The following is a 24,314-nucleotide window of genomic DNA, read 5'->3' as shown; positions in this document are numbered from 1 at the left end:
GTCTCAGCGGCGCACGGGATCCGCGTCGCCGCGCTGGAAAGCCTCGACGTCGCGCAGCGAGGGTCCGGCTTCCCAGTCCCCCGGGGTCAGGCACGCCATCGCACCGCACGTGTTCGCGCGACCGAGGGTATCGGCGACCTCGAGGCCGGCGAGCATGCCGCTCAGGTACCCGGCGACGAACGCGTCCCCGGCGCCGACGGTGTCGACAGCGTCGATCCGAAAGCCCGGCCCCTCGACGACGGTTCCGGGCTGGAACACCGTCGCGCCATCGGCTCCGAGCTTCAGAACGACCTGCGAGCACCCCGTATCGAGCAGCCGCCGCGCGGCCGCGTCGGGATCGTCGCCGGGGAACATCAGCACCAGTTCCTCGGCGCCGCCGAACACGACGTCGGCCCGTTCCGCGAGCGCCCGCAGCTTCGGCCCCGCAGCATCCGGGTCCGCGAGTGCCGACCGGTAGTTGACATCGAAGCTCACGCGCACGCCGGCGGCGCGGGCGCGGTCGATGGCCGCGTGGAGGGTCGCGCGACCCGACTCCGAGATCAGGGCAGTGATCCCCGAGACGTGCAGCAGGTCGGCCTCTTCGATCCATCCAGCGGTGACGTCCCCCGGCGTCAGCCGCGAGCCTGCGGAACCCGCGCGATAGTAGAAGACGGCGGTGGATGCTGCGGTCGGACGCTCCTTCACCATCAACCCCGTCGGGGCCCCGCAATCCACCACGGCGCGGACGTCGACACCCTCCGCGCGGATCTCGCGCACCACGCGCTCGCCGAGCGAGTCGTCGCCGACGCGGCCGAGCCACGAAGAGTCGACGCCGAGCCGGCGCAGGCCGATGGCGACGTTGCTCTCCGCGCCGCCGATGCCCAGCGCCACCGCGGGCGCATGCCTGAGTGAGCCGACCTCGGTGGCGCGCACGAGCGCCATCGTCTCGCCGAGGGTGACGACGCGGGGGTCGCGGGCGTCAGCCATCAGGCCGCTTCCTGCGCGGCCACCGCCACGAACGCGGCGGCGCGATCCCGCAGAGCCCCGAGGTCGCCGCCTCGGAAGGCGTCACCGAGCAACGGGCCGCCGACGCTGACCGCGACCGCGCCGGCCGCGAGCCAGGCGCCGGCCGAGTCGAGGTCGACGCCACCGGACGGCATCGCGACGATGTCGGGGAACGGCCCCCGCAGGTCCTTGAGGTACGACGGCCCGACCACACCTGCCGGAAAGATCTTCACCGCGGAGGCGCCCGCCGACCAGGACGCGAAGAGCTCGGTCGGGGTGAGGCCACCGGGGATGATGGGCACGCCGGCTTCGGTCGCCTGCGCGACGAACGCCGTCGAGGTGATCGGAGTGACCACATAGTGCGCGCCCGCGTCGACGGCCCGTGCGAGCTGATCCGTGTCGGTGACCGTGCCGACGCCGAGGTCGGCGGAATCGCCGTAGCGCTCGAGCAGTCGCGGGAGGCGGTCGAAGGTTCCTGGGGTGGTGAGGGTGAGCTCGACACTGCGGATGCCGGCCTCGAGCAGCACGTCGAGAACGGCGTTGTAATCCTCCGCCCGCTGAGCCCGCGCGACCACGACGACCCGGGACCCGACCGTGCGCTCAGGGAGCGCGAGGCGACGGGCGGCGGCCTCACCAGTCATGGACGGTCCCGTCGAGCAGGCGGTTCACCGGCAGGTAGGCCTTCGTGTACTCGAACGCCGCGGCGGCGTCCTCGTCGAGCTCGACGCCGAGGCCGGGCGCTTCGCCCGGGTGCAGGAAGCCGCGGTCGAACGTGAACGACGTGCGGAACACGTCGAGCGTCTGCTCGTTGTGCGGCATGTACTCCTGGATCCCGAAGTTGTGGATCGCGAGGTCGAGGTGCAGGGCGGCGGCCATGCCCACCGGCGAGATGTCGGTGGGGCCGTGGATGCCCGACTTGATGCCGTAGATCGCCGCGAAGTCCAGCAGCTTCTTCATCGCCGTGATGCCGCCCGTGTGCGTCACCGCCGAGCGCACATAGTCGATGAGGCGCTCGGTGATGAGCGTCTGGTAGTCGAACACGGTGTTGAAGACCTCGCCGATGGCGAGCGGCGTCGTGGAGTGCTGGCGCACGAGACGCAGCGCCGACTGGTCCTCTCCCGGCGTGCAGTCCTCGAGCCAGAACAGGTCGTAGGGCTCGATGTCTTTGGCGAACCGCGCCGCCTCGATGGGCGACATGCGGTGATGTCCGTCGTGCAGGATGCGCAGGCCGGTGCCGAAGTCCTCGCGGATCTTGGCGAACACGTCGGGCATGTGCGCGAGGTACGTACGGGTGTCCCACGTCTCCTCGCTCGGCCGGCCGTCGACGGCGCGCTTGGCCGGCTCGTAGTCGTAGCGCACACCGGGGCCCGCCGACGAGACGCCGTAGATCTGGCCGAGGCCGGGCACCCCGGTCTGCACGCGCACGGCGGTGTAGCCGAGCTCCTCGTACCCGGTGATCGCGTTCGCGAGAGCCTGGTAGTCCGTGCCCGATGCGTGAGCGTAGACACGGATGCCCGAGCGGCTGGCACCGCCGAGAAGCTGGTACAGCGGCATCCCGGCCTTCTTCGCCTTGATGTCCCACAGGGCCATGTCGACCGCGGCGATCGCCGCCATCGTGACGGGGCCGCGGCGCCAGTAGGGGCCTCGGTAGAGGTACTGCCAGGTGTCCTCGATGCGGTCCTCGTCGCGCCCGATGAGCGTCGAGGCGACGTGGTCGCTGAGGTACGACGCGACCGACAGCTCGCGGCCGTTCAGCGTGGCGTCGCCCCACCCGACGATGCCGTCGGAGGTCACGATCTTGAGCGTCACGAAGTTGCGACCGGGGCTGGTGATGTTGACGGTGACGTTCTCGATCGCCATCTGTGTCTCCTAGGAAGTGTCGGTGCGGCCGCCGCGGACGGCGGCCGCACCAGGGTTCGGATCGGGTGCCCGACGGCCTACATCGCGGGACGCGGATCGGTCAGATCGCGACCGGTCCACTCGGGCGCGACGATGGCCGCGATCAGCGCCGACAGCGTGTACAGCGCGAGGAGCACGATCACCGGCATGATGCTGCCCGTGGTCGCGGCCACCCAGGCGGCGGCCAGCACGGGTCCGATGCCGGTCGCGATGATCGCGGCGATCTCGCGCACGATGGCCGTGAGCGTGTAGCGGTTGCGCGAACCGAAGATCTCGGGGATGGCGATGTTCTCCATCGAGGCGAGGCCCAGGACGGCCACGTTGTGGATCACGACGTAGCCGACGAAGATCCAGGCGACCTCCTTCGTGTTGATCGCGAGCATCGTCGGCACGATGAGCACCAGCGCGAGCGACGTCATGACGATGTACATGCGGCGGCGGCCGAACTTGTCGCCGAGCCAGCCCACGAACGGGATGGTCCCGAAACCGATGAGCGACGAGACGATGACGATCTCGGGGCCGACACCCTTCTGCACCGCGAGGGTGATCGTGATGAACGAGATCAGGTACGTCTGGATGAGACCCGAGTTGCCGGCCTGCCCGAAACGCAGGAAGAACGAGACGAGCGTCGCCTTGATCGGCTTGCGCTTCAGCGACTCGAGCGTGCGGATGTCGTTGGTCTGCGTCGCAAGGTCGACCATCTCGTCGCGCGACAGCGCCTGACCGTCGACGACGTCGGTGCGCTCCTCGAAGACCGGGCTCTCCTTGAGGTTCAGTCGCACCCAGACGGCGAACACCATGATCACGGCGGAGGCGATGAACGGGATGCGCCAGCCCCAGGCCAGGACGTCCTCTTCGACCATCACGGCCAGCAGGATCGCCCAGATCGCGGAGGCGAAGAGCGTCCCGCAGTTGGTGCCGAGCGCGACGAGCGACGCGATGATGCCGCGGCGCTTGGCCGGCGCGTACTCGGCGAGCATGACGCCCGCACCCGAGATCTCCGCGCCGGCGCCGAAGCCCTGGGCGAGGCGCAGCAGCACCAGCATGATCGGGGCGATGAGGCCGGCCTGCTCGTAGGTGGGAAGGAAGCCGATGAGCGTGGTCGCCAGGCCCATGAGCAGGATCGTGTAGAAGAGCACCTTGCGGCGGCCGATCTTGTCGCCCATGCGCCCGAAGTACCACGCGCCGAGCGGCCGGGCGAGGTAGCCGACGCCGTAGGTGGCCATGGCGAGCACGACGGCCATGCCGGGCTCCTCGCCGGCGAAGAACAACTGGCTGAAAACCAGGGCTGCGGCCAGCGAGTACAGCTGGAAGTCCATGAACTCCAGCGCGGTGCCGAGCCAGCCGGAGACGGCGGCGCGGACGAGGTCGCCCGTCGAGCGGGTGACGGTGGGCGGCGGCGCGGGTGCGTCGACGCCGGGGACCTGGGGGGTGCTCATGAGTACTCCTTCGTAGATGAGTGAGCGGTGAGGGGGTGAGAAGTCAGAGTTCGAGCAGGACCTTCGCCGAGGCGGACGAGTCGCGCGCGACCGTGAACGCCTCGACGGCGCGGGATGCCTCGATCGTGTGCGAGACGACGGCATCGAGTGCGTCGGATTCGGCGAGCATCGCCACGGCGTCGTCGATCTCGGTCGAGAAGCGGAACGCCCCGCGCAGGGTGAGCTCCTTCGCGAGCATCGGCGCCAGGTTCACGCCGATCTCGGCGTTCGCGAGCATTCCGACCTGCACGATCGTCCCGGTGCGGCGCGCGGCACGCACCGACTGCGTCAGCGAGACGGCGACGCCGGAGCACTCGAACACGACGTCGTACGATTCGTCGGCGATCGTGTCGCGGCCGACGAGCACCAGCTCGCTCGCCCCGAGGGCTGCGGCGCGGGCGAGCGGCTCGGTGCGCACGTCGCTCGCGCCGACGACCGCGGCACCGGCGTGCGCGGCCGCGGCGACGACGAGAAGCCCGATCGGCCCCGCGCCGATGACGAGCACGCGCTTGCCGGTGATGTCGCCGGCGAGGTTCACGGCGTGCAGCGCCACCGCGAGGGGTTCGGCGAGCGCCGCCCGCTCGAGCGGGAGCGTCTCGGGGAGCACGCGGATCATGTGCTCTTCGACGACGAGGTACTCCGCGGCACCGCCCTGACGATGCGGCGTGGTCGCGGCGCTGCCGAAGTAGTCGCCGCCGGGCCGCAGGTGCGGGTGGTCCTCGAGTCCCGGGACCGGCGCGCCGTAGCGGGCGGGATGCACGGTGACCGGGGTACCGGGCTCCAGTCGCCCGGACGGGTCGAGGTCGACCACGGCCGACAGCTCGTGGCCCGGGGTGAGCGGCTCCGTGATCGCGTACTCACCGTTGACGCCGTGGAAGTAGTAGTGCAGGTCGGACCCGCAGATGCCGACGAACCGGACGCGCAGGCGCACCTCGCCCTCACCGGGCTCGGGAAGCGGGCGGTCTTCCCAGCGGATGTCTTCCTTGCCGTGGATCGCGAGCGCCTTCATGGCGCCTCCTTCCTGCTGGTGTGCCGCGGTCATGCCGAGACCTCGTGACGGATGCCGGGTGCTTCGGCCCGCGCGGCGGCCACGCTGTCGGCCACCGCCGCCTCCACGCCGCCGCCTGTGATCGTGTCGATGAGCTCGCCGACCCGGGTGATGAATGCCGGACGACCCGCGAGCTCCTCGCCGAACAGCTGCAGCCCCGAGATCGCGGCGTCGGCGATGCCCGCGCCGTTGCGCGCGCCCGCAGCGGCCTCGGCGAGACGCGGGCGCGCGGCATCCGTCATCGCATCGGCGAACCGACCCGGCTGGAAGCCCGGAAGCGGGGCGAGGCACGACAGGTACGACGCGACCGTGAGCGCGATCAGGTGCGGCATCGCGCCGTTGTCGAGGGCCAGCACTGCGGGCTCGGGAATGCGCTGGCGCAGCTTCACCGATCCATCGGTGCCGACCTGCGTCGTGCGGTGGCCGAGCGCGGTGTTGCCCCAGCGCTCGAACAGCTCGCGCCGGTACTCGTCGAAGTCGACGCCCGACGGCATCTCGATCGACGGCGCGTACTCGTCCGCGAGGACGATCCGGGCGGCGGCGTCGATGTCCGCGAGGCCGATCGCCTCGGGGATGGTCTCGACCCCGCGGAGCGCGCCGAGGTAGGCGATGAGCGAGTGGGTGCCGTTGAGCAGCCGCACCTTCATCTGTTCGTACCGGCCGACCTCCTCGGTGAACACGGCTCCCCCGGCCTCCCACGCCGGGCGGCCGGCGCGGAAGTCGTCCTCGATCGCCCACATCGTGAAGGGTTCCGCGGGGACGGGGATGTCATCGCGCGCGCCCAGCAGCTCGGACGCGCGGGCCCGCAGCTCGGGAGTCGTGGACGGCACGATGCGGTCGACCATGCTCGACGGGAACGACACGCGCTCGTCGAGGAACGCCAGCGCCTCGGCACCTTCGGCTCCCGGGAGGCTCTGCAGGAACTCGCGCACGAGCCGGCGGGTGTGCGATCCGTTCGCCGCCAGGTTGTCGCAGCTGAGCACCGTGAGAGGAGCACCGGATGCCGCGGCCCGACGCTGGATGCCGCGTGCGAGCTGACCGATCGTCGAGGCCGGGCTGCCGCCTTGCAGGTCGGCCGCGATGACCGGGGAGGCGACGTCGAGGTGGCCGGTCGCGGGCGAGTAGCTGTAGCCGTTCTCGGTCACGGTGAGGGTGACGATGCGGATCGCCGGATCGGCGATGGCGCGCACGACCCGGTCCGGCTCATCCGCGGCGACGAACGCGTCGGTGTGGACGGCGGGAACGGCGAGTCGGGTTCCCGCCGGCGAGATCTCGGCGACGGAGTAGAGCATGTCCTGCGCGCGCATCGCGTCGACGACCGAGCGGGATCGCGACGCGACTCCCACGATCCCCCAGTCATCGCCGCTTCCTGCGGCGAGCGCAGCAGCGGTGTAGACGGCCTGGTGCGCGCGGTGGAAGCTGCCGAGACCGAGGTGGAGGATTCCCGCCGAGCGCGGCGCGTCGGCAACGGCGACCGTCGTGGCGACGCTCCGGCCGAGCCGGGCGGCGGTCATGCCGTCGCTCCTGCGTGTGCGCTCGTCCGTCGAGTCGAGGGATCCTCGGTGATCGTCATGGAAAAGAGTGTGCAGGGTTTGTACAATGTTTGTCAAGGCGTTGCATCACATCGGCATGAGCCATGATGGGAACGCTGGCTGGGCTCGAGATCGGAACGCGGGATGACGGCGACATTGACCGACGTGGCTCGGCGCGCGGGGGTTTCTGTCGCGACGGCCTCGCGCGCATTCGGGGAGCCCGACCGCCTCGCGGTCGCGACGCGGGAACGTGTGCTCCGCGCCGCGAGCGACCTCGGGTACGCGACTCCGCAGGCCGCGACGACCACGCGCACGATCGGCGTCATCGTCCCCGACGTGGCGAACCCCGTGTACGCCACCCTCCTCAAGGCGATCGAGGGTCAGGCCTGGCACGGCCGCCATCGGATCGTGCTCTTCGACGCGGACGAGGACCTCCGGCGCGAGCGGGAGCAGATCGAGCGCGCGCGCAAGCTCGACGGCATGCTGCTGTGCTCCCCGCGCCTGCCCGACGAAGACGTGCTGGCCCTCGTCGGCGAGACGCCGTACGTCGTGATCAACCGGCTGCTCGAGGGCGCTCCGTGCGTGCTGATGGACGCCGAGCACGGGCCCCGGCAGGCGGTGGAACATCTGGCCGCACTCGGCCACCGGCACATCGCCTACGCCGCCGGGCCTCTCGGCTCGTGGGCAGACAGCCGCCGATCGGACACGGTCGCGCGGGCGTGCGAGAGCTTCGGCATCCGTCTCACCCGGCTCAGCCACCACGCCGCATCCATCCAGGGCGGACGCGCTGCGGCGGCACCTGCGGCCGCGAGCGGCGCCACCGCGGTGATCGCGTACAACGACCTCGTGGCGCTCGGAGTCGAAGCAGGCATGTCGGACCTCGGCCGGTCGTGCCCCGACGACATCAGCATCGTCGGCATCGACGACATCGAGATGGCAGGTGCCGTGACGCCGGGACTGACCACGGTGCGGATGCCGATCGGCAGAAGCGGGGCCCTCGCCGTCGACCTCCTCCTGCAGACGATGGCCGGCACCCCGCCGGAGGAGGCGGTGGTTCTCAACTCGCAGCTGATCGTTCGCGGCTCGACGGCAGCCCCGGCCGCGTGAGGCCGGCCTCCGCGGGAGCGTAGCGCATCCGTCGTGATCCACCGCTGCCACCGCCTGGCCCGCTGACCTCCCGCCCCGCGCCGCACAGAATCGGAGCGTCGGTGCGACGCGCCGACCCGGCCCATCCGTCACCGGCGTGTCGCCGAAAGACTCCGATCCTGTGCCCCCCGACAGCGGCGGCCAGACGTCGCCGTGCGCGATCGCCCGACCACGCCGAGCACACGCGAGAGGGCAGGTTCCCGCACGCCGTGGCGTGCAGGAGCCTGCCCTCTCGCGATACCCGCGAGCCGGGGACGGATGCTGCGCCCCGGCGCCGGCGTCAGGCCGGCTGCTTCTCGTCCAGCACGTAGCCCGTCTCGCCGTGCTCGGCGAGGTCGAGGCCGGCGACCTCGTCCTCGCTCTTGACGCGGAACCCGAGGGTCTTGTCGATCGCGAAGCCGATGACGAGGGTGAGGATCAGCGAGTAGCCCAGCACCGCGAACGCGGCGATCGCCTGGACGATGAGCTGCGTGCCGTCACCGCCCATGAAGAGACCTGTGCCGGTGGCGAAGAAGCCGAGGTATAGCGTGCCGATGAGGCCACCGACGAGGTGGATGCCCACCACGTCGAGCGAGTCGTCGAAGCCCCACTTGTACTTGAGCTCGATCGCCAGGGCGCAGAGCGCGCCGGCGACGAGGCCGAGCACGATCGCCCAGATCGGCGTGAGCGCGGCGCACGCGGGGGTGATCGCGACGAGACCCGCGACGGCGCCCGACGCGGCGCCGACCGACGTCGGCTTGCCGTCCTTGAGCTTCTCGACGACGAGCCAGGCCAGGAGTGCTGCGGCCGTCGCGGCGATCGTGTTGACGTAGACGAGGGCGGCGGTGCCGTCGGCGGCGAGCTCCGAACCGCCGTTGAAGCCGAACCAGCCGAACCACAGCAGACCTGCGCCGAGGAGCACGAACGGCGGGTTGTGGGGCACGTGGACGCCCTTCTTGAACCCGACGCGCTTGCCGAGCACGAGCGCGAGGGCGAGCGCCGCCGCACCGGCGTTGATGTGCACCGCGGTGCCACCGGCGAAGTCGATCACGCCGACCCCGAAGACCTCCTGGAGTCCATACGTGATCCAGCCGCCGTAGGCGAAGCTGCCGTCCTCGGCGAGACCGAAGTTGAACACCCAGCTGGCGACCGGGAAGTACACGACCGTCGCCCACACGCCGGCGAACAGCATCCATGATCCGAACTTCGCGCGGTCGGCGATCGCTCCGGAGATCAGGGCGACGGTGATGATCGCGAACGTCGCCTGGAAGGCGACGAACGCCATGGGCGGGTAGGCCGCGCCCTCGGGCACCTCGATGAGGCTCTCGAGCCCGACTGCCGACCAGTCGATCGCCCACGGCGCGACGAGTCCGTCAGAGCCGGGGAAGGCGATCGCGTAGCCGTAGATCACCCACAAGACGCCGATGAGCCCGGCCGCGCCGAACGTCATCATCATCATGCTGATGACGCTCTTCGCTTTGACGAGACCTCCGTAGAAGAAGGCCAGACCGGGCGCCATCAGCAGCACGAGTGCTGCCGACAGCAGGATGAATGTGGTGTTTCCCTGATCCATGACGCGAGCCTCTCTGCAGGCGGCCGCGGGAGGGACCGCCGGGTTGCGGTGCACCTGTGATCTGCGCCTGCCGGCAGACCACTGCCGTGCAACCCATTTTCACCACGCGCAACTCAGCGGCGATTTCTACCTCATGAACCTTGCGTGACATCGAGCGAGGCCGGTTTTACGTGCCGGAAACATCGATGACACCTGCAGTGCGCGGGCTAGTTGTTACTCTCAATCAACAAACTTCACCAACAGTCAACTCGACCCGAGGAGAACCGCCATGACCCTTCCCGCCTTCGCCGGGGGTGACGTCGTCACCCTCCCCGCCGCACCGCAGTCGCTGCGCGCTCGCGCGCTGGCGGACGATGTCCGCTTCATCCTCGCCGTGTTCGTCGACCTGAACGGCAAGCCCTGCGCCAAGCTCGTCCCCGTCTCCGCCGCCGACGAGCTCGAGGGCGGCGAGCTCGGCTTCGCGGGCTTCGCCGCGGGTCTCATCGGCCAGCGCCCGCACGACGCCGACCTCATCGCGGTCCCCGACCTCGACTCGTACGCGCCGATCCCGTTCGTGCGCGAGGGGCTCGCGATCGTGCACTGCGACCCGTACGTCGACGGCGAACCGTGGCCGTACGCGCCGCGGGTGATCCTCAAGCGTGCGCTCGCACGACTGGCCGAGCGGGGCCTGTCGGCCAAGGTCGGCGCCGAGGTCGAGTACTTCCTCGTCGACCGCTCCGAAGACGGCACGCTGACGGCGGCCGACTCCAAGGACGAGGGCCTGCGCTCCTGCTACGACGCCCGCGGCGTCACCCGCATGTACGACCACCTCGCTGCCGTCAGCGACGCGATGAACGCGCTCGGCTGGGGCAACTACGCCAACGACCATGAAGACGCGCCGGGCCAGTTCGAGCAGAACTTCAGATACGACGAGGCCCTCGTGACGGCCGACCGCGTCATCACGCTGCGCTACCTCATCGGCATGCTCGCCGAGCAGCGCGGCATGACCGCGACGTTCATGCCGAAGCCGTTCAGCGACCGCGCCGGCAACGGACTGCACTTCCACCTGTCGCTGTGGAACGACGACGACGCACCGGTGTTCCCCTCCCCGGCGGACGAGCGCGGCCTCGGGCTCTCGGAAGTGGCGTACTCCTTCGTCGCGGGCATGCTCGACCACGCACCGGGGCTGCAGCTGTTCCTCGCGCCGAGCGTCAACTCCTACAAGCGCCGGGGTGCGACGACGAGCGCGTCGGGCGCGACCTGGTCGCCCAAGCACGCGACCTACGGCGGAAACGACCGCACGCACTTCATCCGCGTGCCCGATGCGAACCGCATCGAACTGCGCGCTGCTGACGGCTCGGCCAACCCGTACCTCGCGCTGGCGGCCGTGGTGCACGCCGGTCTCGACGGCATCGAGCGCGCGGCCGACCCCGGCGACCCGTGCGGACCGGGCGAGTTCCGCGAGAACTCGGCCGTGCTCCCCCGCACCCTCCTCCACGCCGTGCAGTCGCTCCGCGACGACGCCGTGCTGCGCGAAGCGATCGACGAGGGCGGCCACGGGGTCGGCGACTACTTCGCCGACGCCAAGGAGGACGAATTCCTCGGCTGGCACAACACCGTCACCGAGTGGGAGCTCGACCGCTACCTCACGGCGTACTGAGCGCCGCGGCATCCGTTACGAACGAAAGGAACCACCCATGTGCGGAATCGCTGCACTGCAGATTCGCAACCCCGCGCTGCGCGGCGAGCTCGGCGGCCTCATGCACGGCATGCTGTGCGAGATCGTCGAGCGGGGGCCCGACTCGGCGGGCCTCGCCCTGTACGGCTCGGATCGGCTGACTCCCGAAGGATCGTCGGCGATCACCGTGATCACGGATGCCGACCCCGCCGCCCTCGCGGCGGACCTCCGCGCGAGCCTGCCGGACGGAGCGGAGCCGACGGTGGTGGCGTACGCCGAGTCCGTGCTCGTGAATGCCGGGGCCCCGGCATCCGTGTTGGAGGCAGCCGTGCGCGCCGCACTTCCCGGGGAGAGCATCATCGGGCGCGGCTCGAACGTGGCGGTGCTGAAGGGCGTCGGCCACCCCGTCGAGCTCGCCGACGTGTACCGGCTCACCGAGATCAGCGGCACCCAGGCGCTGTCGCACACCCGCATGGCCACAGAGTCGGCGGTCACCGCCGTGGGCGCGCACCCGTTCACCGTCGCCGAGGACCTCTGCCTCGTGCACAACGGCTCGTTCAGCAACCACGCCTCGATCCGCCGCCGGCTGCGCGCCGAGGGCGTCGAGTTCGACAGCGAGAACGACTCCGAGGTCGCGGCCCGCTTCATCGCCTGGCGTATGGGCCAGGGCGACGACCTCGAGACCGCTCTCAAGGCACTGCAGGGCGTGTTCGACGGGTTCTACACGCTGGTCGTCACCACCGCCGACAGCATGGCGGTCGTCCGCGACCCCATCGCCTGCAAGCCGGCGATCATCGCCGAGACCGACGACTGGATCGCGATGGCGTCGGAGTACCGCGCCCTCGCGGGCCTGCCGGGCATCGAGGATGCCCGCATCTTCGAGCCGTCGCCCGGCGTCGTCTACACCTGGGCGCTCGCGCCCGTCCTGGAAGGAGCAGCCCGATGACCCTCATCGCCCCCGCCGTCGCCACGACCACGATCGACCTCGCCGACTCGAGCGTGCGCGAGCTGAACCAGCTGCTGCATGACGCCGCCGACGGCACCTCGTGGGTCGTCGAATCCCCGGTCGGCAGCCACAACATCGCCGTCGGCATCAGCGCCGACATCGACGTGACCGTCGAGGGCAACGTCGGCTACTACTTCGCCGGCATGCACCAGACCGGGACCGCGACCGTGCACGGCAGCGCCGGCGTCGGACTCGCCGAGAACATCATGTCGGGCGTCGTGCACGTCACCGGGGATGCCTCGCAGTCGACCGCTGCGACCGGGCACGGCGGTCTCGTGATCGTCGACGGCAACACCGGCGCCCGCTGCGGCATCTCGATGAAGGGCGTCGACATCGTCGTGGGAGGCAGCATCGGCCACGCGTCCGCCTTCATGGCGCAGGCCGGCCGACTCGTCGTGTGCGGCGACGCCGGCGAGGCGCTCGGCGACTCGATCTACGAGGCGCGCATCTACGTGCGCGGCGAGGTCGCCTCCCTCGGCGCCGACTGCGTCGAGAAGCAGGTGCGGCCCGAGCACCTCGCCGAGCTGGCCGAGCTGCTCGAACGTGCCGGGCGCAGCGAGCGCCCCGAGGAGTTCCGCCGCTACGGCTCGGCGCGAAACCTCTACCACTTCAAGGTCGACAACGCCGGCTCGTACTGACCCATCGCCACACCTGGAGCACCCACCATGAACCAAGATCTCGCCGCGCTCGGCCTCCGCGAATCCGCGACCTTCGACCGTGCCACCATCGCCGACATCCAGCGCGCCGCCGACACCGGCATCTACGACATCCGCGGGTGGGGCGCGAAGCGCGCACTCCCCCACTTCGACGACCTGCTGTTCCTCGGGGCGAGCATGTCCCGCTACCCCCTCGAGGGCTACCGCGAGAAGTGCGCGACCGATGTGACCCTCGGCGCCCGCAACGCGCTCGAGCCGATCCACCTCGACATCCCGGTGACGATCGCCGGCATGAGCTTCGGCGCCCTTTCGGCCAACGCGAAGGAGGCCCTCGGCCGGGGCGCGAGCGAGGCCGGCACCTCGACGACCACCGGCGACGGCGGCATGACGCCCGAGGAGCGCGGCCAGTCCAAGACGCTCGTCTACCAGTACCTGCCGTCGCGCTACGGCATGAACCCCGACGACCTCCGCAAGGCCGACGCGATCGAGATCGTGCTCGGCCAGGGCGCGAAGCCCGGCGGCGGCGGAATGCTGCTCGGCCAGAAGATCACCGAGCGGGTGGCCGGCATGCGCACGCTCCCGGTCGGGATCGACCAGCGCTCCGCGAGCCGCCACCCCGACTGGACCGGGCCCGACGACCTCACCATCAAGATCGCCGAGATCCGCGAGATCACCGACTGGCGCAAGCCCATCTACGTCAAGATCGGCGCCTCGCGGCCCTACTACGACACCGCCCTCGCGGTGAAGGCGGGCGCCGACGTCGTCGTGCTCGACGGCATGCAGGGCGGCACCGCCGCGACGCAGCAGGTGTTCATCGAGCACGTCGGCATCCCGACGCTCGCGGCGATCGGACCCGCCGTCCAGGCGCTGCAGGAGCTCGGCGTGCACCGCACCGGCGTCCAGCTGATCGTGTCGGGCGGTATCCGCACGGGTGCCGACGTGGCGAAGGCGCTGGCGCTGGGAGCGGATGCCGTCGCCATCGGCACCGCCGCGCTGATCGCCCTCGGCGACAACGACCCCCGCTACGCCGACGAGTACGCGAAGCTCGGCTCGGCCGCGGGCTTCTACGACGACTTCCAGGACGGACGCGATCCCGCCGGCATCTCCACGCAGGATCCGGAGCTGTCGTCGCGTCTCGACCCGGTCGCGGCCGGCCGGCGGCTGGCGAACTACCTCCGCGTGCTCACGCTCGAGGCGCAGACGATCGCTCGCGCGTGCGGCAAGTCGCACGTGCGCAACCTCGAGCCCGAGGACCTGGTCGCGCTGACCGTCGAGTCGGCAGCGATGGCAGGGGTGCCCCTGGCCGGCACGTCCTGGATCCCCGGACGCAGCTGACGCCATGTCCCCCGACCTGGGCGCACTGGCTGGTCTTGCCGGCTTGGCCGACCTGGATGTCGTCACCCCCGCCGACGCCTCGCCGGAGTCGTGGGCGAACGGCCTCGGCGTCACGCGGGTGCTCGCGAAGCGCCTCGCGTGGCGGCTGAGCATCGCGGAGCTGCGGGGACGGATGCCGTTCTCGGCGTTCCCCGGCGTCGACCGCGTGCTCATACCACTGAGTGCGCCGACGGTCACCCTGGTGGTCGACGGCGTCGAGCGACGGGTGACGCGGGAACGCGGCATCCGTTTCCGTGGTGAAGCCCGCGTCGTGGCGACCGCGGATCGCGGCGGCGTCTCGGTCGTGAACCTCATGGTCAAGCGCGGGCTCGCTGCACCCGCGTACCGCGTCGAACTGCACCGCGGCACGGTGCTCGTCGATCCGGCGGCGACCCTCACCGTGCTGCTGGCGGGAGCGGCGACGGTCGACGACCTTCCGCTCCCGCCCGGCAGTGCGCTGCTGCAGAGCCCGCGCGAGCGCCGCATCCGCTGCGAGTCCGCGCTCATCGCGCGATTCGATCTCACCCCGTCCGGCGACGAGCCGCACACCTGAAAGGCCTTGAATGTCCACTCACCCGATCGCGATCATCGGCGCCGGCCTGGCGGGCGCCGCCACGGCGTGGCAGCTCGCCCGTCGCGGGCATGAGGTCGTCATCCTCGAGCGCAGCGTTCCCGCCGGCGAATGGGGCAGCTCCCACGGCTCGGCGCGCATCCTGCGGTACACGTACCCGGACCCGTTCTACACGGGGCTCATGATCGAGGCACGGCGCGGCTGGGACGAGCTCGAAGACCTCCGCGGCGAGCGCCTCATCACCCCGACCGGCTCGCTGGACTACGGCGCGACGCGTGATCCGGCGGCGCTCGCGGCGGTGCTCGCGGACGCGGACATCCCGCATGAGCTGCTCACCGCTGCCGGGGCCTCGGCGCGCTGGACGGGGTTGGCGTTCGACGGTCCGGTGCTGTGGCACGAGAGCGCGGGCGTCATCGACGCCGAGGAGGCGGTGAGAGCGATGGTCGGTCTCGCGGTCGCCGCAGGGGCCGAACTGCGGCAGGACTGGGCCGCCGCCCGCGTGCTCCCCCACGGCGACGACTACCTCGTCGAGTCGGAGGCGGGCGACGTCGTCATGGCGTCGCAGGTCGTCGTGGCGGCAGGCGGCTGGCTGCCGGCACTGCTCGGCGGTCTGGGCCTGCCGCAGGAGGCGCTCGACGCGTTCCCGAGGCTCGAGGTGCGGCAGGAGCAGGCGCTGCACTTCCCCCACCGCGACCCGGAGGCGGCGTGGCCGACCTTCATCAACAAGCGCGCCGACATCCAGGTATACGGACTGCCGGGCGGACGCGACGCCGACTTCCGCGGGCAGAAGGTCGCCGAGTACAACGGCGGCCGCGTCATCGGCTCGGCGCTCGAGCACGACCGCATCGTCGATCCGGCGCGGCGCGAGAGGCTCGTCTCGTACGTCGCCGAGGCGCTGCCCGGCCTCGTGCCCGAGCCGTACGCCGAGACGACGTGCCTGTTCACGAACGCACCGGCCGACGAGTTCATCATCGACCGCGTCGGCGGCGTGACCATCCTCTCGCCCTGCTCCGGCCACGGCGCCAAGTTCGCGCCGCTGCTCGGTGAGCTCGCCGCGCGCCTCGTCACGGGCTCCGACTCGGGGGTCGCGCGGTTCCGCCCGCTCGCCGCCCTGGCCGGCGCATGAGCGCGCCCGCGGTCCCCACCCCGGACTCCCCCGATGCTCCGCAGTCGCTTTCGGCGCGTGCCCTGAGGGCCCGAGCGCCAAAGGTGACTGCGGAGCAGCGATATGGCGCCGCGGGCGGGCGCGGGAGCGTCGCGGGGATGCTGCGCGAGATCGCGGCCGTCGGCGCGGATCCGGCGCGGGGCGGCTTCAGTCGTGCCGGATACTCGGATGCCGACCGCGAGCTCCGCGAGTGGTTCACCGGCCACGCGGAGGCCCGGGGACTCGACGTCGAGCGCGACTGCAACGGCACGATGTGGGGGTGGTGGAACCCGGGCGGCAGCACCGCAGACGCCGTGATCACGGGCAGCCATCTCGACTCGGTACCCGGCGGGGGCGGTTACGACGGACCGCTGGGCGTGGCATCCGCTCTCGCCGCCGTCGATCTGCTGCGCGAGCGCTCGGTCGTTCCCGACCGCCCGATCGGCATCGCCGTCTTCCCCGAGGAGGAGGGGTCGCGGTTCGGCGTCGCATGCCTGGGCTCGCGTCTGATGGCCGGGGCCATCAGCCCCGAGCGCGCGCTGGCGCTCACCGACCGCGAGGGCGACACCTTCGCCGAGGTCGCGCGGCGCGACGGTCTCGACCCGGCGCACATCGGCCCCGATCCCGGGCGGCTCGCGCGGATATCGTCCTTCGTCGAGCTCCACGTCGAGCAGGGGCGAGGCCTCATCGACCTCGACCGTCCCGTCGCGATCGCCTCATCGATCCTCGGGCACGGCCGATGGCGGGTGACCGTCGACGGCCAGGGCAACCACGCCGGCACGACCCTCATGGACGACCGGCGCGACCCGATGGTCGCCGCCGCCCGCATGATCGTCGAGATCCGCGACCTCGCCCGTCGCACGCCCGACGCCCGGGCGACGATCGGCCGGCTCGAGCCGGTGCCGGGCGGCACGAACGTCATCGCGTCGCAGGTCCGGTTCTGGATCGACATCCGACACCCCGACGATCTCGTCACCGCCGCGCTCGTGTCCCAGGCCCGCGACCGCGTCCTCGCGGCCGCCGCCGACGAGGGCTGCCGCGCCGAGGTCCGCGAGGAGTCCCTGAGCCCGACCGTCGACTTCGACCTCGGCCTGCGCGAGGCGCTGCGAACCGCGCTCGTCGACGCCCCCGAGCTCGGCACCGGTGCCGGCCACGACGCGGGTGTCCTCGCGGCATCCGTCCCCACCGCGATGCTGTTCGTCCGCAACCCGACCGGCATCTCGCACTCCCCCGAGGAGCTGGTGGAGGACGCGGATGCCGAAGTCGGCGCTGTCGCACTGGCCGATGTGCTGCAGGGCCTCGCTGCGCCGGGCGCCGAGGCCGCCGCCGCAGACACCCGCCATATGATGGCGAGGTGAGTGCCGCGACCCCCGGAGCAGACGGCGCGGGTGGCGTGCTCGAGCCGATCATCGCCCAGCAGGTGCGGCGCTACCGCGCCGAGCAGGGCATCTCGGCTGCCGATCTCGCGGCGCGCACCGGCCTGTCGAAGGCGATGATCTCGAAGATCGAGTCGGCGACGACCTCGTGCTCGCTCACGACGCTGCAGCGACTGGCCGACGGGTTCGGCATCCCGGTCACCGCGCTGTTCCGCGGGTCTGCGAGCGATCGCGAGGCGTCGTTCACCAAGGCCGGCGCGGGCAGCGTCAGCGTCCGCAGCGGCACGCAGCACGGTCACCTGTATCGCATGCTCGGAGTGCTGAAAGACACCCCGAACGCGCTCGAGCCCACGCTCGTGACGCTCACCGACGCGTCGAACGTGTTCCCGCTCTTCCAGCACCCGGGCACCGAGTTCCTCTACATGCTCGAGGGGCGCATGACCTACGGGCACGGCGGCTACGAGTACGAGATGGAGCCCGGCGATGCGCTGCTCCTCGACGGCGAGGCCGCGCACGGCCCCGTCGAACTCATCGAGGTGCCGATCCGGTTCCTCGCGATCCGGTCGCGCTGAGCCGGCGAGGGCTCACACGATGTCGAAGGGGTCGTCGACCATGCGCGCGGGCGGCGGCGCCACGATGAGACGCGTGCGCTCCTGCATGTAGCCGACGGCTGCGTCGTTCTTCGGAGCGTCGAGAGAATTCCGGGTGGTCTGCGTGACCAGCTCGGTGTTCGGGTTCAGCAGGAACGTCGCGTCGACCTCGTTCCCGTCCACGCCGATCACGCGCAGCGAGATCGAATCGGTCATCCCGGCCACGCCCAGTGCGCGCGCGTACTCCATGAGCCAGTCGGCGGACTCGTCATCGAGGAAGAGCGCCTTGTCTGCGTACGTCACGTGCTTCATGCACCGAGGGTGCGCTTCGCTCGCCCCTCCCGCCCATGTGGTTGACACCGATGCCGATGCATGCATGAGATGCGGAAGACGGATGCTGCGCCCCTGTCGCATGTCGGACGCCCGTGGTTGGCTGACGCCCATGAAGACCGTGACCTCCGCAGACGGAACCCCCATCGCCTACGACGGGACCGGGGAGGGCCCGACCGTCGTCATCGTGAATGGCGCCATGTCGACGGCCGCCGACGCTGCGGGACTGGCCGGGGCTCTGGCTGATGCCGGCTTCCGAGCCGTCACATGGGACCGTCGCGCGCGCGGCTCGAGCGGAGACGCGCGAGATTCCACGCCGGAGCGGGAGGTCGAAGACCTGGCGGCCGTGATCGCGGCGGTCGGCGGCGATGCGGCCGTGCTCGGGCACTCGTCGGGCGCGATGCTGGCGCTGTTCGCGGCGTCGCGCGGCGTCGCGGTGCGGGCGCTGTTCCTGTCGGAGCCGCCGCTGCGCTTCGGCGTCGACGAGCCGGCCGACGACCTCGCCGACCGTTTGCAGGCGCTCGTCGACGCAGGTCGGTCCGACGAGGCGATCGTGACGTTCCAGCTCGAGGGCGTCGGCCTTCCGCGCGAGATGGTCGAGGGCATCCGCGCGAGCGACCAGTTCGCGACGCTGGTCCCCCTGGCCCAGTCCACGGTGTACGACACCAACCTGGTGCGCGTGGCGTCGAGCCCGAGCGCCGAGATGCTCTCGGTCGCCGCTCCGGTCACCGTGCTGCGCGGAGCCCAGACCTTTCCGATGCTGATCACCGCCGCCGACCGCCTGTCCGACGAGATCGACGGCGCCGGACTCGTCGTCGTGCCGGAGTCCGTCATGCATCGCCCCGACCCCGCAGCGACGGCACGCGTGGTGCGCGAGCGCCTCGTGTAGATGCCGCTGCGGGTCCTGGTTTTGCTCGTTGAGCGAGCGGGGAACGCGGTCGAAGAGCGAGCTTCCGAGTCGAAACGCAGAGACGAGACGCCCCGAGCGCCCCGCACGCCTCGGCCCCGCACGCCTCGGCCGCGGACGCCTCGGCCCCGCAGACCTTCCCGTCAGGCCGCGAGGCGGCGGCGCTCGGCCAGGCTCTGGATCGCCAGTCGATACTCGTCGACCATCCGGCCGCGCGACAGCCTCGGGCGGGCAGCGAGCGCCGCTTCGCGGTAACCGGCCCGATCGTGCAACACAGCCTCCCAGGCGGCTGCGATGGCGTCGGGATCGCGCGGCGTCACGAGCCCGAGTCCTTGGATGCTCCGCGCCGCATCGCCGACGTCGGTGGTCACCGGCGTCGCACCCGACGCCGCCCCCTCGAGCAGGCACAGCGGCGATGCCTCCCCGAACGCACTGGTGAGAGCGACGATGTCGGCGATCCGGTAGAGCGCCGCCATGTCGCTGCGGATACCCAGAGCGTGCACGCGATCGGCCGAGGTCGCGGCATCCATCAGCGAAGCGAAGCCCGCGTTGTCCTGGGTCATGCCCGCTCCGCACAGCACGTAGTGCGCATCCGGCCGCGCTGCGGCGTGCCGTGCGGCCGCGTCGAGGAACAGCCCCGGGTCCTTCATCGCATCGAACCGGGCGGCCAGGAGCACCACGGGAGCGTCGAGCGGAATGCCCAGGCTCGCGCGCAGCGCCGCATTCACGACGTCGTCCGCGTTCGGAGCGAACACGTCGGTGTCGATGCCGTTCGGCACGACCCGCCGATCGAGGCCGAACGGGAGGTGCTGTGCATATGCCTCGTCGGTCGAGCGCGCGCACGAGATCGTGGCGGTGAGCAGTCCGGTCTCGGCCGCCTCGCGGAGCCACCCGAGCGCGGGTCCCGAGTGGGTCGGATCCGAGCGGTGCAGGCAGGCTGCGACGGGCACCGACGGCATCATCCCGTGGGCACGCAGCGCCAGCAGCAGACCGAGCGGCTGCTCCTTGAGCGAGAGCACGACGTCAGCCTGTGCGACCGCGTCGGCGGCGCGGTGCAGGTCGAGCTCGCGGAACGACGACGGATGCATCGGATCCGCGCCGGCCGTGCCGCCGAGCGCCGTGATCTCGACCCCCGCCGCGGCGAGCCGCCGGTAGCGCGGGTCGTCGTGGGCGAACTGGACGGTGGCGTCCCGGTGCGCCTGCGCCGACAGCGAGAGCACCGCGTGGGACTGCTCGCCACCGGCATGGAGCCCGGCGACGACATCGGAGTGAAGGATCCTCGCCCCGCCGGCGAAGAAGCCTTCGTACAGGGACAGCACGCGAAGGGTCAAGTGACACCTCTCGGGTGGAGGGACGGGGGACGGATCGGACGCCGGAACCTCTGTTCCGGCCGGTCACTGTCGGCGCCGGTGCCGGTCGATCCATCGTCGGGGCCCGCGGGGTTCGATGTCGATGAACGGCCGGGGTGGATCCGGTGAACGCTCGACACAGGCGGGGTCTTCGAGTTGCGCGTCCGTGCGCTCCACCTCGTCCATATCGCGTGTTCTCACCGAGATCACGAGATCCGAACGCGAATAACGCGTGCTCTCGGTGAGAGCACGCGATGTGAACGCTTGGCGCGGCGGCCCGGCGCAGCGCGGCGGCCCGGCGCGGGCGGCTCAGCGCAGGCGGCTCAGCGCAGGCGGCTCGACCGGCGCCGCCTCAGCGCGGGCGGCTCGCCGCCATCCGGCCGTCAGGGTCGAGCCGGGCGAGCACGGCGGCGGTGATCTCCCGCAGCTGCTCCGCCTGCTCGGGCGTGATCACGTCGAGCAGAAGAGAGCGCACGGTCTCGACATGGCCCGGGGTCGCCTGGAGCACCTTGCGGCGGCCGTCGGCGGTGATGACGGCGTCGGTCGCGCGCGCGTCGGAGGCGTTGCGCTCCCGGTGCACGAGGCCGCGCGCCTCGAGCCGCGAGATCACATGCGACAGGCGCGGGAGCGTCGCATTCGTCATCGACGCGAGCTCCTTCATCTGGAGGCGGTGGTCGTCGGAGTTCGACAGCATCGACAGCGCGAAGTAGTCGAAGTGCGTGAGGTCCTCGTCACGCAGGAGCTGTGCGTCGAGTTCGCGTGGGAGCAGTTCGAGGAGTGCGGCGAACGGCACCCAGGTGTCCTGCTCGTCGCCCGTGTAGAACCGCGGCCTGTTCATTCTCCGATTCTAGGAATAGTTGTGGCGACAAGCGAGTTGTCCTCTCTCAGATGCTTGAAGCTACAAGCAATTCGTCCGACAGGAGAAAACAGCCATGACCACGATCACGATCTTCGGAAACGGCAACATGGGCCAGGCCATCAGCGGTGTGCTCGCCCGCGGCGGCGCCGACATCCAGCACATCGGCAGCGCGGACACCGCCGCCGTCGTCAACGGCGACATCGTCGTGCTGGCAGTGCCCTACGCGGCGCTCGCGCAGATCGCCGCCGCCTACGGCCCGCAGCTCGCCGGCAAGACGGTCGTCGACCTCACGAACCCGCTCGACTTCTCGACCTTCGACGCGCTCGTCGTCCCCGCCGGCAGCTCGGCGGCCGCGGAGCTGCAGTCCTCGCTCCCCGAGGCGAAGGTGGTCAAGGCCTTCAACACGAACTTCGCCGCGACGCTCGTGAGCGGCCGCGAGGGCGACGCCACCACCACGGTGCTCGTCGCGGGCGACGACGCCGATGCCAAGGCCGGCCTCATCGCCGCGATCACCGCGGGCGGGCTCGCCGCCGTCGACGCGGGCGCGCTCGCCCGCGCGCACGAGCTCGAGTCGATCGGGTTCCTTCAGCTGACCCTCGCCGTGGGCGAGCAGATCGGCTGGACCGGCGGCCTCGCCCTCGTGCGCTGAGTCCGGTCCACCGGACGCGGGGGTCAGCCCCCGCAGCCCCGTCCTACGCGATGCGCGTCCCCGCCGGCAGGCGACCGGCGGGGGTGCGCGTCCGCGCCCACGCCCACCACATCAGACCCGCCGCGAGCAGCAGCTGCAGCGTCATGCCGACGAACCAGCTCGGCGTCGACTGCTCGATGACCTCAGCCGGTGTGGGTCGTTCGTCTTCGAGCGGAGGCGCGCAGTCGTCCCAGCGCTGCTCGAGCTCCGGCGGCTGCTGAGCCGCGCGCACGCCGAACTTGATCTGGCCGAACAGGTCGTTCGGGTTGCCGTACTCGTCGTACTGCGTCGGCGTCGCGTCGGCGAGGATCACGAACGGGTTCGCCGCGAGCAGCCACCACACCTGGTCGAACCGCGGCTGGTCGTAGGTCGACGTCTGCCACGGGCCGCACCGCACCTCGATGTCGTCGTCGCAGGGGTACTCGTCGCTCGGCGTCTCCCCGGGCATGCAGGGGAAGCTGTCGCCGGAGTACTGTTCGTACTCGATCGAGCGGTAATGGCTGGTCACCTCGGACCGCATCGTCATGCCGACGAGGGCGAACGCGATGAGCGTGCCGACGACGAGCGCCGCGACGACCAGGTACGTCGTGGCGACCGAGAACAGCGGACGCGACAGGATGCCGCTGAGGGCCACGCCGATGGCCGAGATGATGCCGACCTCGAACACGAGCACCAGCAGCGACACCGTGATCGTCGCCGGCGCTCCCCCGCCCCCGAGCGTCGCGAGCACGAGGAACGGCACCGACACCGCGACGAACGCGAGGCCCGTGACCCACGCGGCGAGGAACTTGCCGATCAGGATCTCGAGGGTCGTCGCCAGCGTGACCTGAACGGGTGCGAGGGTCGCGGCATCCCGGTCGCCGTTGATCGCGTTCCCGCTCAGCGTGGGCGAGACGAGCACCACCAGCAGGAGCGTGATGTAGACGATCGTGGAGTAGATCGCCCCGCCCGGCCGATCCGCCGACCCCCACGCGAGGAACGAGAGCCCGGTCACGATCGCGAGCAGCACGGCGAAGACGCCGAGCAGCACGTACCAGGCGACGCTCCGCGTGCGCTGCGTCAGCTCGAGGCCGACGATGGTGCCGAGCCGCTGACCGCTCACGACGTCGCCTCGCTCTCGTCCTCACCCGGTGCCGGGAGCTCGGATGGCGGTGGCGACTGGGGCGGTCGCCCGTCGCCCAGATCCAGGAACGTGCGCTCGAGCGCGCCCTGCGCCGCCGCGAACTCCACCACGTCGAGTCCGGCGGCGACCAGGTCGCGGAGCGCCACGGCCGCGGCATCCTCCGATTCGAACGACACCACGACGTCCCGGCGGTCCACGCCCAGGTTCTCGACGGGGATCCGCAGGGCGCCGGCCACCTGCTCGACGGCGACGGATGCCTCGGCCCCCGCCAGCCGCACTCGCCAGGGCCGCGCGCGGCGCGAGGCCGCCTCGACGCGGGCGGGGTCCACGGTTGCGCCGGCCATGAGGAACACGGCGTCGTCGACGACCTCTTCGAGCTCGGACAGGATGTGGCTCGACACCAGCACGGTGCGCCCCTCGGCGGCGAACCGCCGCAGCAGCAGCCGAAGGTCGATGCGGGCCTGCGGGTCCAGACCCGAGGCCGGCTCGTCGAGCAGCAGCACGCGCGGGTCGTGCACGAGGGCTCTCGCGAGTCCGAGCCGCTGCTTCTGACCCCGCGACAGCACGCGCGCGGGGGCATCGGCGAGGTCTACCAGGCCGACTTCGCCGAGGAGGGCATCGGCGCGGACGGATGCCTCGGCCCGCGGCATCCCGTACAGCCTCGCCGTGACCGCCAGCGTCTCGCGCGACGTCAGCGAGTTCCAGGCGCCGAGCGCGTCGGGCATCCAGCCGAGCAGCGCCCTGGCCGCCTGCGGGTCGGTGACGGGGTCGACGCCGTCGATGCGGATCGATCCGGCGTCGGGTGCCAGGAGGGAGGCGAGCATCAGCAGGAGCGTGGTCTTGCCCGAGCCGTTCGGGCCGACGAGTCCGGTCACCCGGCCCGCGTGAGCCCTCAGCGTCACGTTGCGGACGGCCTGCACCTCGCCGAACGAGCGCCGCACGCCCTGGACGACGATGCCGGGCTCGGCGGGGATTCCGGGGGCCCGAGGGGCCGGACTCGGCATGCTCACGGGCCCACCCTAGCGACACGGCACCCGGCATTCGG

23 protein-coding genes are annotated in these 24,314 nt (G+C 71.2%); 11 read left to right on the top strand and 12 right to left on the bottom strand.

Features of this window, described 5'->3' with window-relative positions:
* Positions 1 to 3 precede the first annotated feature (3 nt).
* The 6 genes from RS82_RS04130 to RS82_RS04105 form a co-directional block, all read right to left on the bottom strand.
* Positions 4 to 966: a sugar kinase gene (locus tag RS82_RS04130; RefSeq protein WP_045297111.1), complete on the bottom strand. Its 963-nt coding sequence runs from the start codon at positions 964 to 966 to the stop codon at positions 4 to 6.
* Positions 966 to 1,625, bottom strand: a complete 660-nt coding sequence (locus RS82_RS04125; protein WP_045297108.1) for a bifunctional 4-hydroxy-2-oxoglutarate aldolase/2-dehydro-3-deoxy-phosphogluconate aldolase — start codon at positions 1,623 to 1,625, stop codon at positions 966 to 968. The genes RS82_RS04130 and RS82_RS04125 overlap by 1 nt, the downstream gene beginning before the upstream one ends.
* The gene (manD, locus tag RS82_RS04120) at positions 1,615 to 2,844 is read right to left on the bottom strand and encodes a D-mannonate dehydratase ManD (protein ID WP_045297106.1); all 1,230 of its coding nucleotides are present in this window, start codon (positions 2,842 to 2,844) and stop codon (positions 1,615 to 1,617) included. Before manD ends, RS82_RS04125 begins: the two co-directional genes overlap by 11 nt.
* Positions 2,845 to 2,921: 77 nt before the next feature.
* A complete protein-coding gene (locus RS82_RS04115) occupies positions 2,922 to 4,322 on the bottom strand; it encodes an MFS transporter (protein ID WP_045297105.1) in 1,401 nt (466 codons plus the stop codon).
* A 43-nt stretch (positions 4,323 to 4,365) separates the two neighbouring features.
* Complete coding sequence (locus tag RS82_RS04110) at positions 4,366 to 5,370, bottom strand: L-idonate 5-dehydrogenase (RefSeq protein WP_045297103.1); 1,005 nt, start codon at positions 5,368 to 5,370, stop codon at positions 4,366 to 4,368.
* A 29-nt stretch (positions 5,371 to 5,399) separates the two neighbouring features.
* Positions 5,400 to 6,923 (bottom strand): mannitol dehydrogenase family protein, encoded by a 1,524-nt coding sequence (locus RS82_RS04105; RefSeq protein WP_045297102.1) that lies wholly within the window; start codon positions 6,921 to 6,923, stop codon positions 5,400 to 5,402.
* A 162-nt stretch (positions 6,924 to 7,085) separates the two neighbouring features.
* On the opposite strand from RS82_RS04105, the gene RS82_RS04100 reads away from it, so the two are divergent.
* Positions 7,086 to 8,048, top strand: coding sequence for a LacI family DNA-binding transcriptional regulator (locus RS82_RS04100; protein WP_045297101.1), 963 nt, complete (start codon positions 7,086 to 7,088; stop codon positions 8,046 to 8,048).
* A 319-nt stretch (positions 8,049 to 8,367) separates the two neighbouring features.
* Here the strand turns inward: RS82_RS04100 and RS82_RS04095 are convergent, their stop codons facing one another.
* Positions 8,368 to 9,639: an ammonium transporter gene (locus tag RS82_RS04095; protein WP_045297100.1), complete on the bottom strand. Its 1,272-nt coding sequence runs from the start codon at positions 9,637 to 9,639 to the stop codon at positions 8,368 to 8,370.
* Positions 9,640 to 9,907: 268 nt separating this feature from the next.
* Here RS82_RS04095 and glnT point away from each other — a divergent pair, with 268 nt between their 5' ends.
* From glnT to RS82_RS04055, 8 genes are all read left to right on the top strand, one after another.
* On the top strand, positions 9,908 to 11,278 hold the full coding sequence (gene glnT / locus RS82_RS04090; RefSeq protein WP_045297098.1) for a type III glutamate--ammonia ligase: 1,371 nt from the start codon (positions 9,908 to 9,910) through the stop codon (positions 11,276 to 11,278).
* A 37-nt stretch (positions 11,279 to 11,315) separates the two neighbouring features.
* On the top strand, positions 11,316 to 12,242 hold the full coding sequence (locus RS82_RS04085) for a class II glutamine amidotransferase domain-containing protein (RefSeq protein ID WP_045297096.1): 927 nt from the start codon (positions 11,316 to 11,318) through the stop codon (positions 12,240 to 12,242).
* On the top strand, positions 12,239 to 12,940 hold the full coding sequence (locus tag RS82_RS04080; protein WP_045297094.1) for a GltB/FmdC/FwdC-like GXGXG domain-containing protein: 702 nt from the start codon (positions 12,239 to 12,241) through the stop codon (positions 12,938 to 12,940). Before RS82_RS04085 ends, RS82_RS04080 begins: the two co-directional genes overlap by 4 nt.
* Positions 12,941 to 12,967: 27 nt before the next feature.
* Complete coding sequence (locus tag RS82_RS04075; RefSeq protein ID WP_045297093.1) at positions 12,968 to 14,293, top strand: FMN-binding glutamate synthase family protein; 1,326 nt, start codon at positions 12,968 to 12,970, stop codon at positions 14,291 to 14,293.
* A 4-nt stretch (positions 14,294 to 14,297) separates the two neighbouring features.
* The gene (locus RS82_RS20595; RefSeq protein ID WP_052676684.1) at positions 14,298 to 14,885 is read left to right on the top strand and encodes a HutD family protein; all 588 of its coding nucleotides are present in this window, start codon (positions 14,298 to 14,300) and stop codon (positions 14,883 to 14,885) included.
* Positions 14,886 to 14,895: 10 nt separating this feature from the next.
* Positions 14,896 to 16,029 (top strand): FAD-dependent oxidoreductase, encoded by a 1,134-nt coding sequence (locus RS82_RS04065; RefSeq protein WP_045297091.1) that lies wholly within the window; start codon positions 14,896 to 14,898, stop codon positions 16,027 to 16,029.
* Between the two features lie 137 nt (positions 16,030 to 16,166).
* Positions 16,167 to 17,405, top strand: coding sequence for an allantoate amidohydrolase (locus tag RS82_RS04060; protein WP_045297090.1), 1,239 nt, complete (start codon positions 16,167 to 16,169; stop codon positions 17,403 to 17,405).
* On the top strand, positions 17,402 to 17,995 hold the full coding sequence (locus RS82_RS04055; protein ID WP_045297089.1) for a helix-turn-helix domain-containing protein: 594 nt from the start codon (positions 17,402 to 17,404) through the stop codon (positions 17,993 to 17,995). The genes RS82_RS04060 and RS82_RS04055 overlap by 4 nt, the downstream gene beginning before the upstream one ends.
* Positions 17,996 to 18,007: 12 nt before the next feature.
* Here RS82_RS04055 and RS82_RS04050 read toward each other — a convergent pair whose 3' ends face one another.
* Positions 18,008 to 18,325 carry a hypothetical protein gene (locus RS82_RS04050; protein WP_052676683.1) on the bottom strand — a complete coding sequence of 106 codons (318 nt, stop codon included), beginning with the start codon at positions 18,323 to 18,325 and terminating at the stop codon, positions 18,008 to 18,010.
* A gap of 130 nt (positions 18,326 to 18,455) precedes the next feature.
* On the opposite strand from RS82_RS04050, the gene RS82_RS04045 reads away from it, so the two are divergent.
* Positions 18,456 to 19,232, top strand: coding sequence for an alpha/beta fold hydrolase (locus RS82_RS04045; protein ID WP_045297088.1), 777 nt, complete (start codon positions 18,456 to 18,458; stop codon positions 19,230 to 19,232).
* Between the two features lie 161 nt (positions 19,233 to 19,393).
* Here RS82_RS04045 and RS82_RS04040 read toward each other — a convergent pair whose 3' ends face one another.
* Both RS82_RS04040 and RS82_RS04035 read right to left on the bottom strand, forming a co-directional pair.
* Positions 19,394 to 20,581 carry a glycosyltransferase gene (locus tag RS82_RS04040; RefSeq protein WP_052676682.1) on the bottom strand — a complete coding sequence of 396 codons (1,188 nt, stop codon included), beginning with the start codon at positions 20,579 to 20,581 and terminating at the stop codon, positions 19,394 to 19,396.
* Positions 20,582 to 20,951: 370 nt separating this feature from the next.
* On the bottom strand, positions 20,952 to 21,437 hold the full coding sequence (locus RS82_RS04035; protein WP_045297087.1) for a MarR family winged helix-turn-helix transcriptional regulator: 486 nt from the start codon (positions 21,435 to 21,437) through the stop codon (positions 20,952 to 20,954).
* Between the two features lie 94 nt (positions 21,438 to 21,531).
* Here RS82_RS04035 and RS82_RS04030 point away from each other — a divergent pair, with 94 nt between their 5' ends.
* Positions 21,532 to 22,107, top strand: a complete 576-nt coding sequence (locus RS82_RS04030; protein WP_045297086.1) for an NADPH-dependent F420 reductase — start codon at positions 21,532 to 21,534, stop codon at positions 22,105 to 22,107.
* Between the two features lie 43 nt (positions 22,108 to 22,150).
* Here the strand turns inward: RS82_RS04030 and RS82_RS04025 are convergent, their stop codons facing one another.
* Both RS82_RS04025 and RS82_RS04020 read right to left on the bottom strand, forming a co-directional pair.
* Positions 22,151 to 23,248 (bottom strand): ABC transporter permease, encoded by a 1,098-nt coding sequence (locus tag RS82_RS04025; protein WP_045297085.1) that lies wholly within the window; start codon positions 23,246 to 23,248, stop codon positions 22,151 to 22,153.
* On the bottom strand, positions 23,245 to 24,273 hold the full coding sequence (locus tag RS82_RS04020; RefSeq protein ID WP_045297174.1) for an ABC transporter ATP-binding protein: 1,029 nt from the start codon (positions 24,271 to 24,273) through the stop codon (positions 23,245 to 23,247). Before RS82_RS04020 ends, RS82_RS04025 begins: the two co-directional genes overlap by 4 nt.
* Positions 24,274 to 24,314: the final 41 nt, after the last annotated feature.

The organism is Microbacterium trichothecenolyticum (assembly GCF_000956465.1).
GTDB lineage: Bacteria > Actinomycetota > Actinomycetes > Actinomycetales > Microbacteriaceae > Microbacterium > Microbacterium trichothecenolyticum.
Note: the sequence above shows the minus strand (reverse complement) of the source record. Positions and strands in the feature narration are given on the sequence as shown.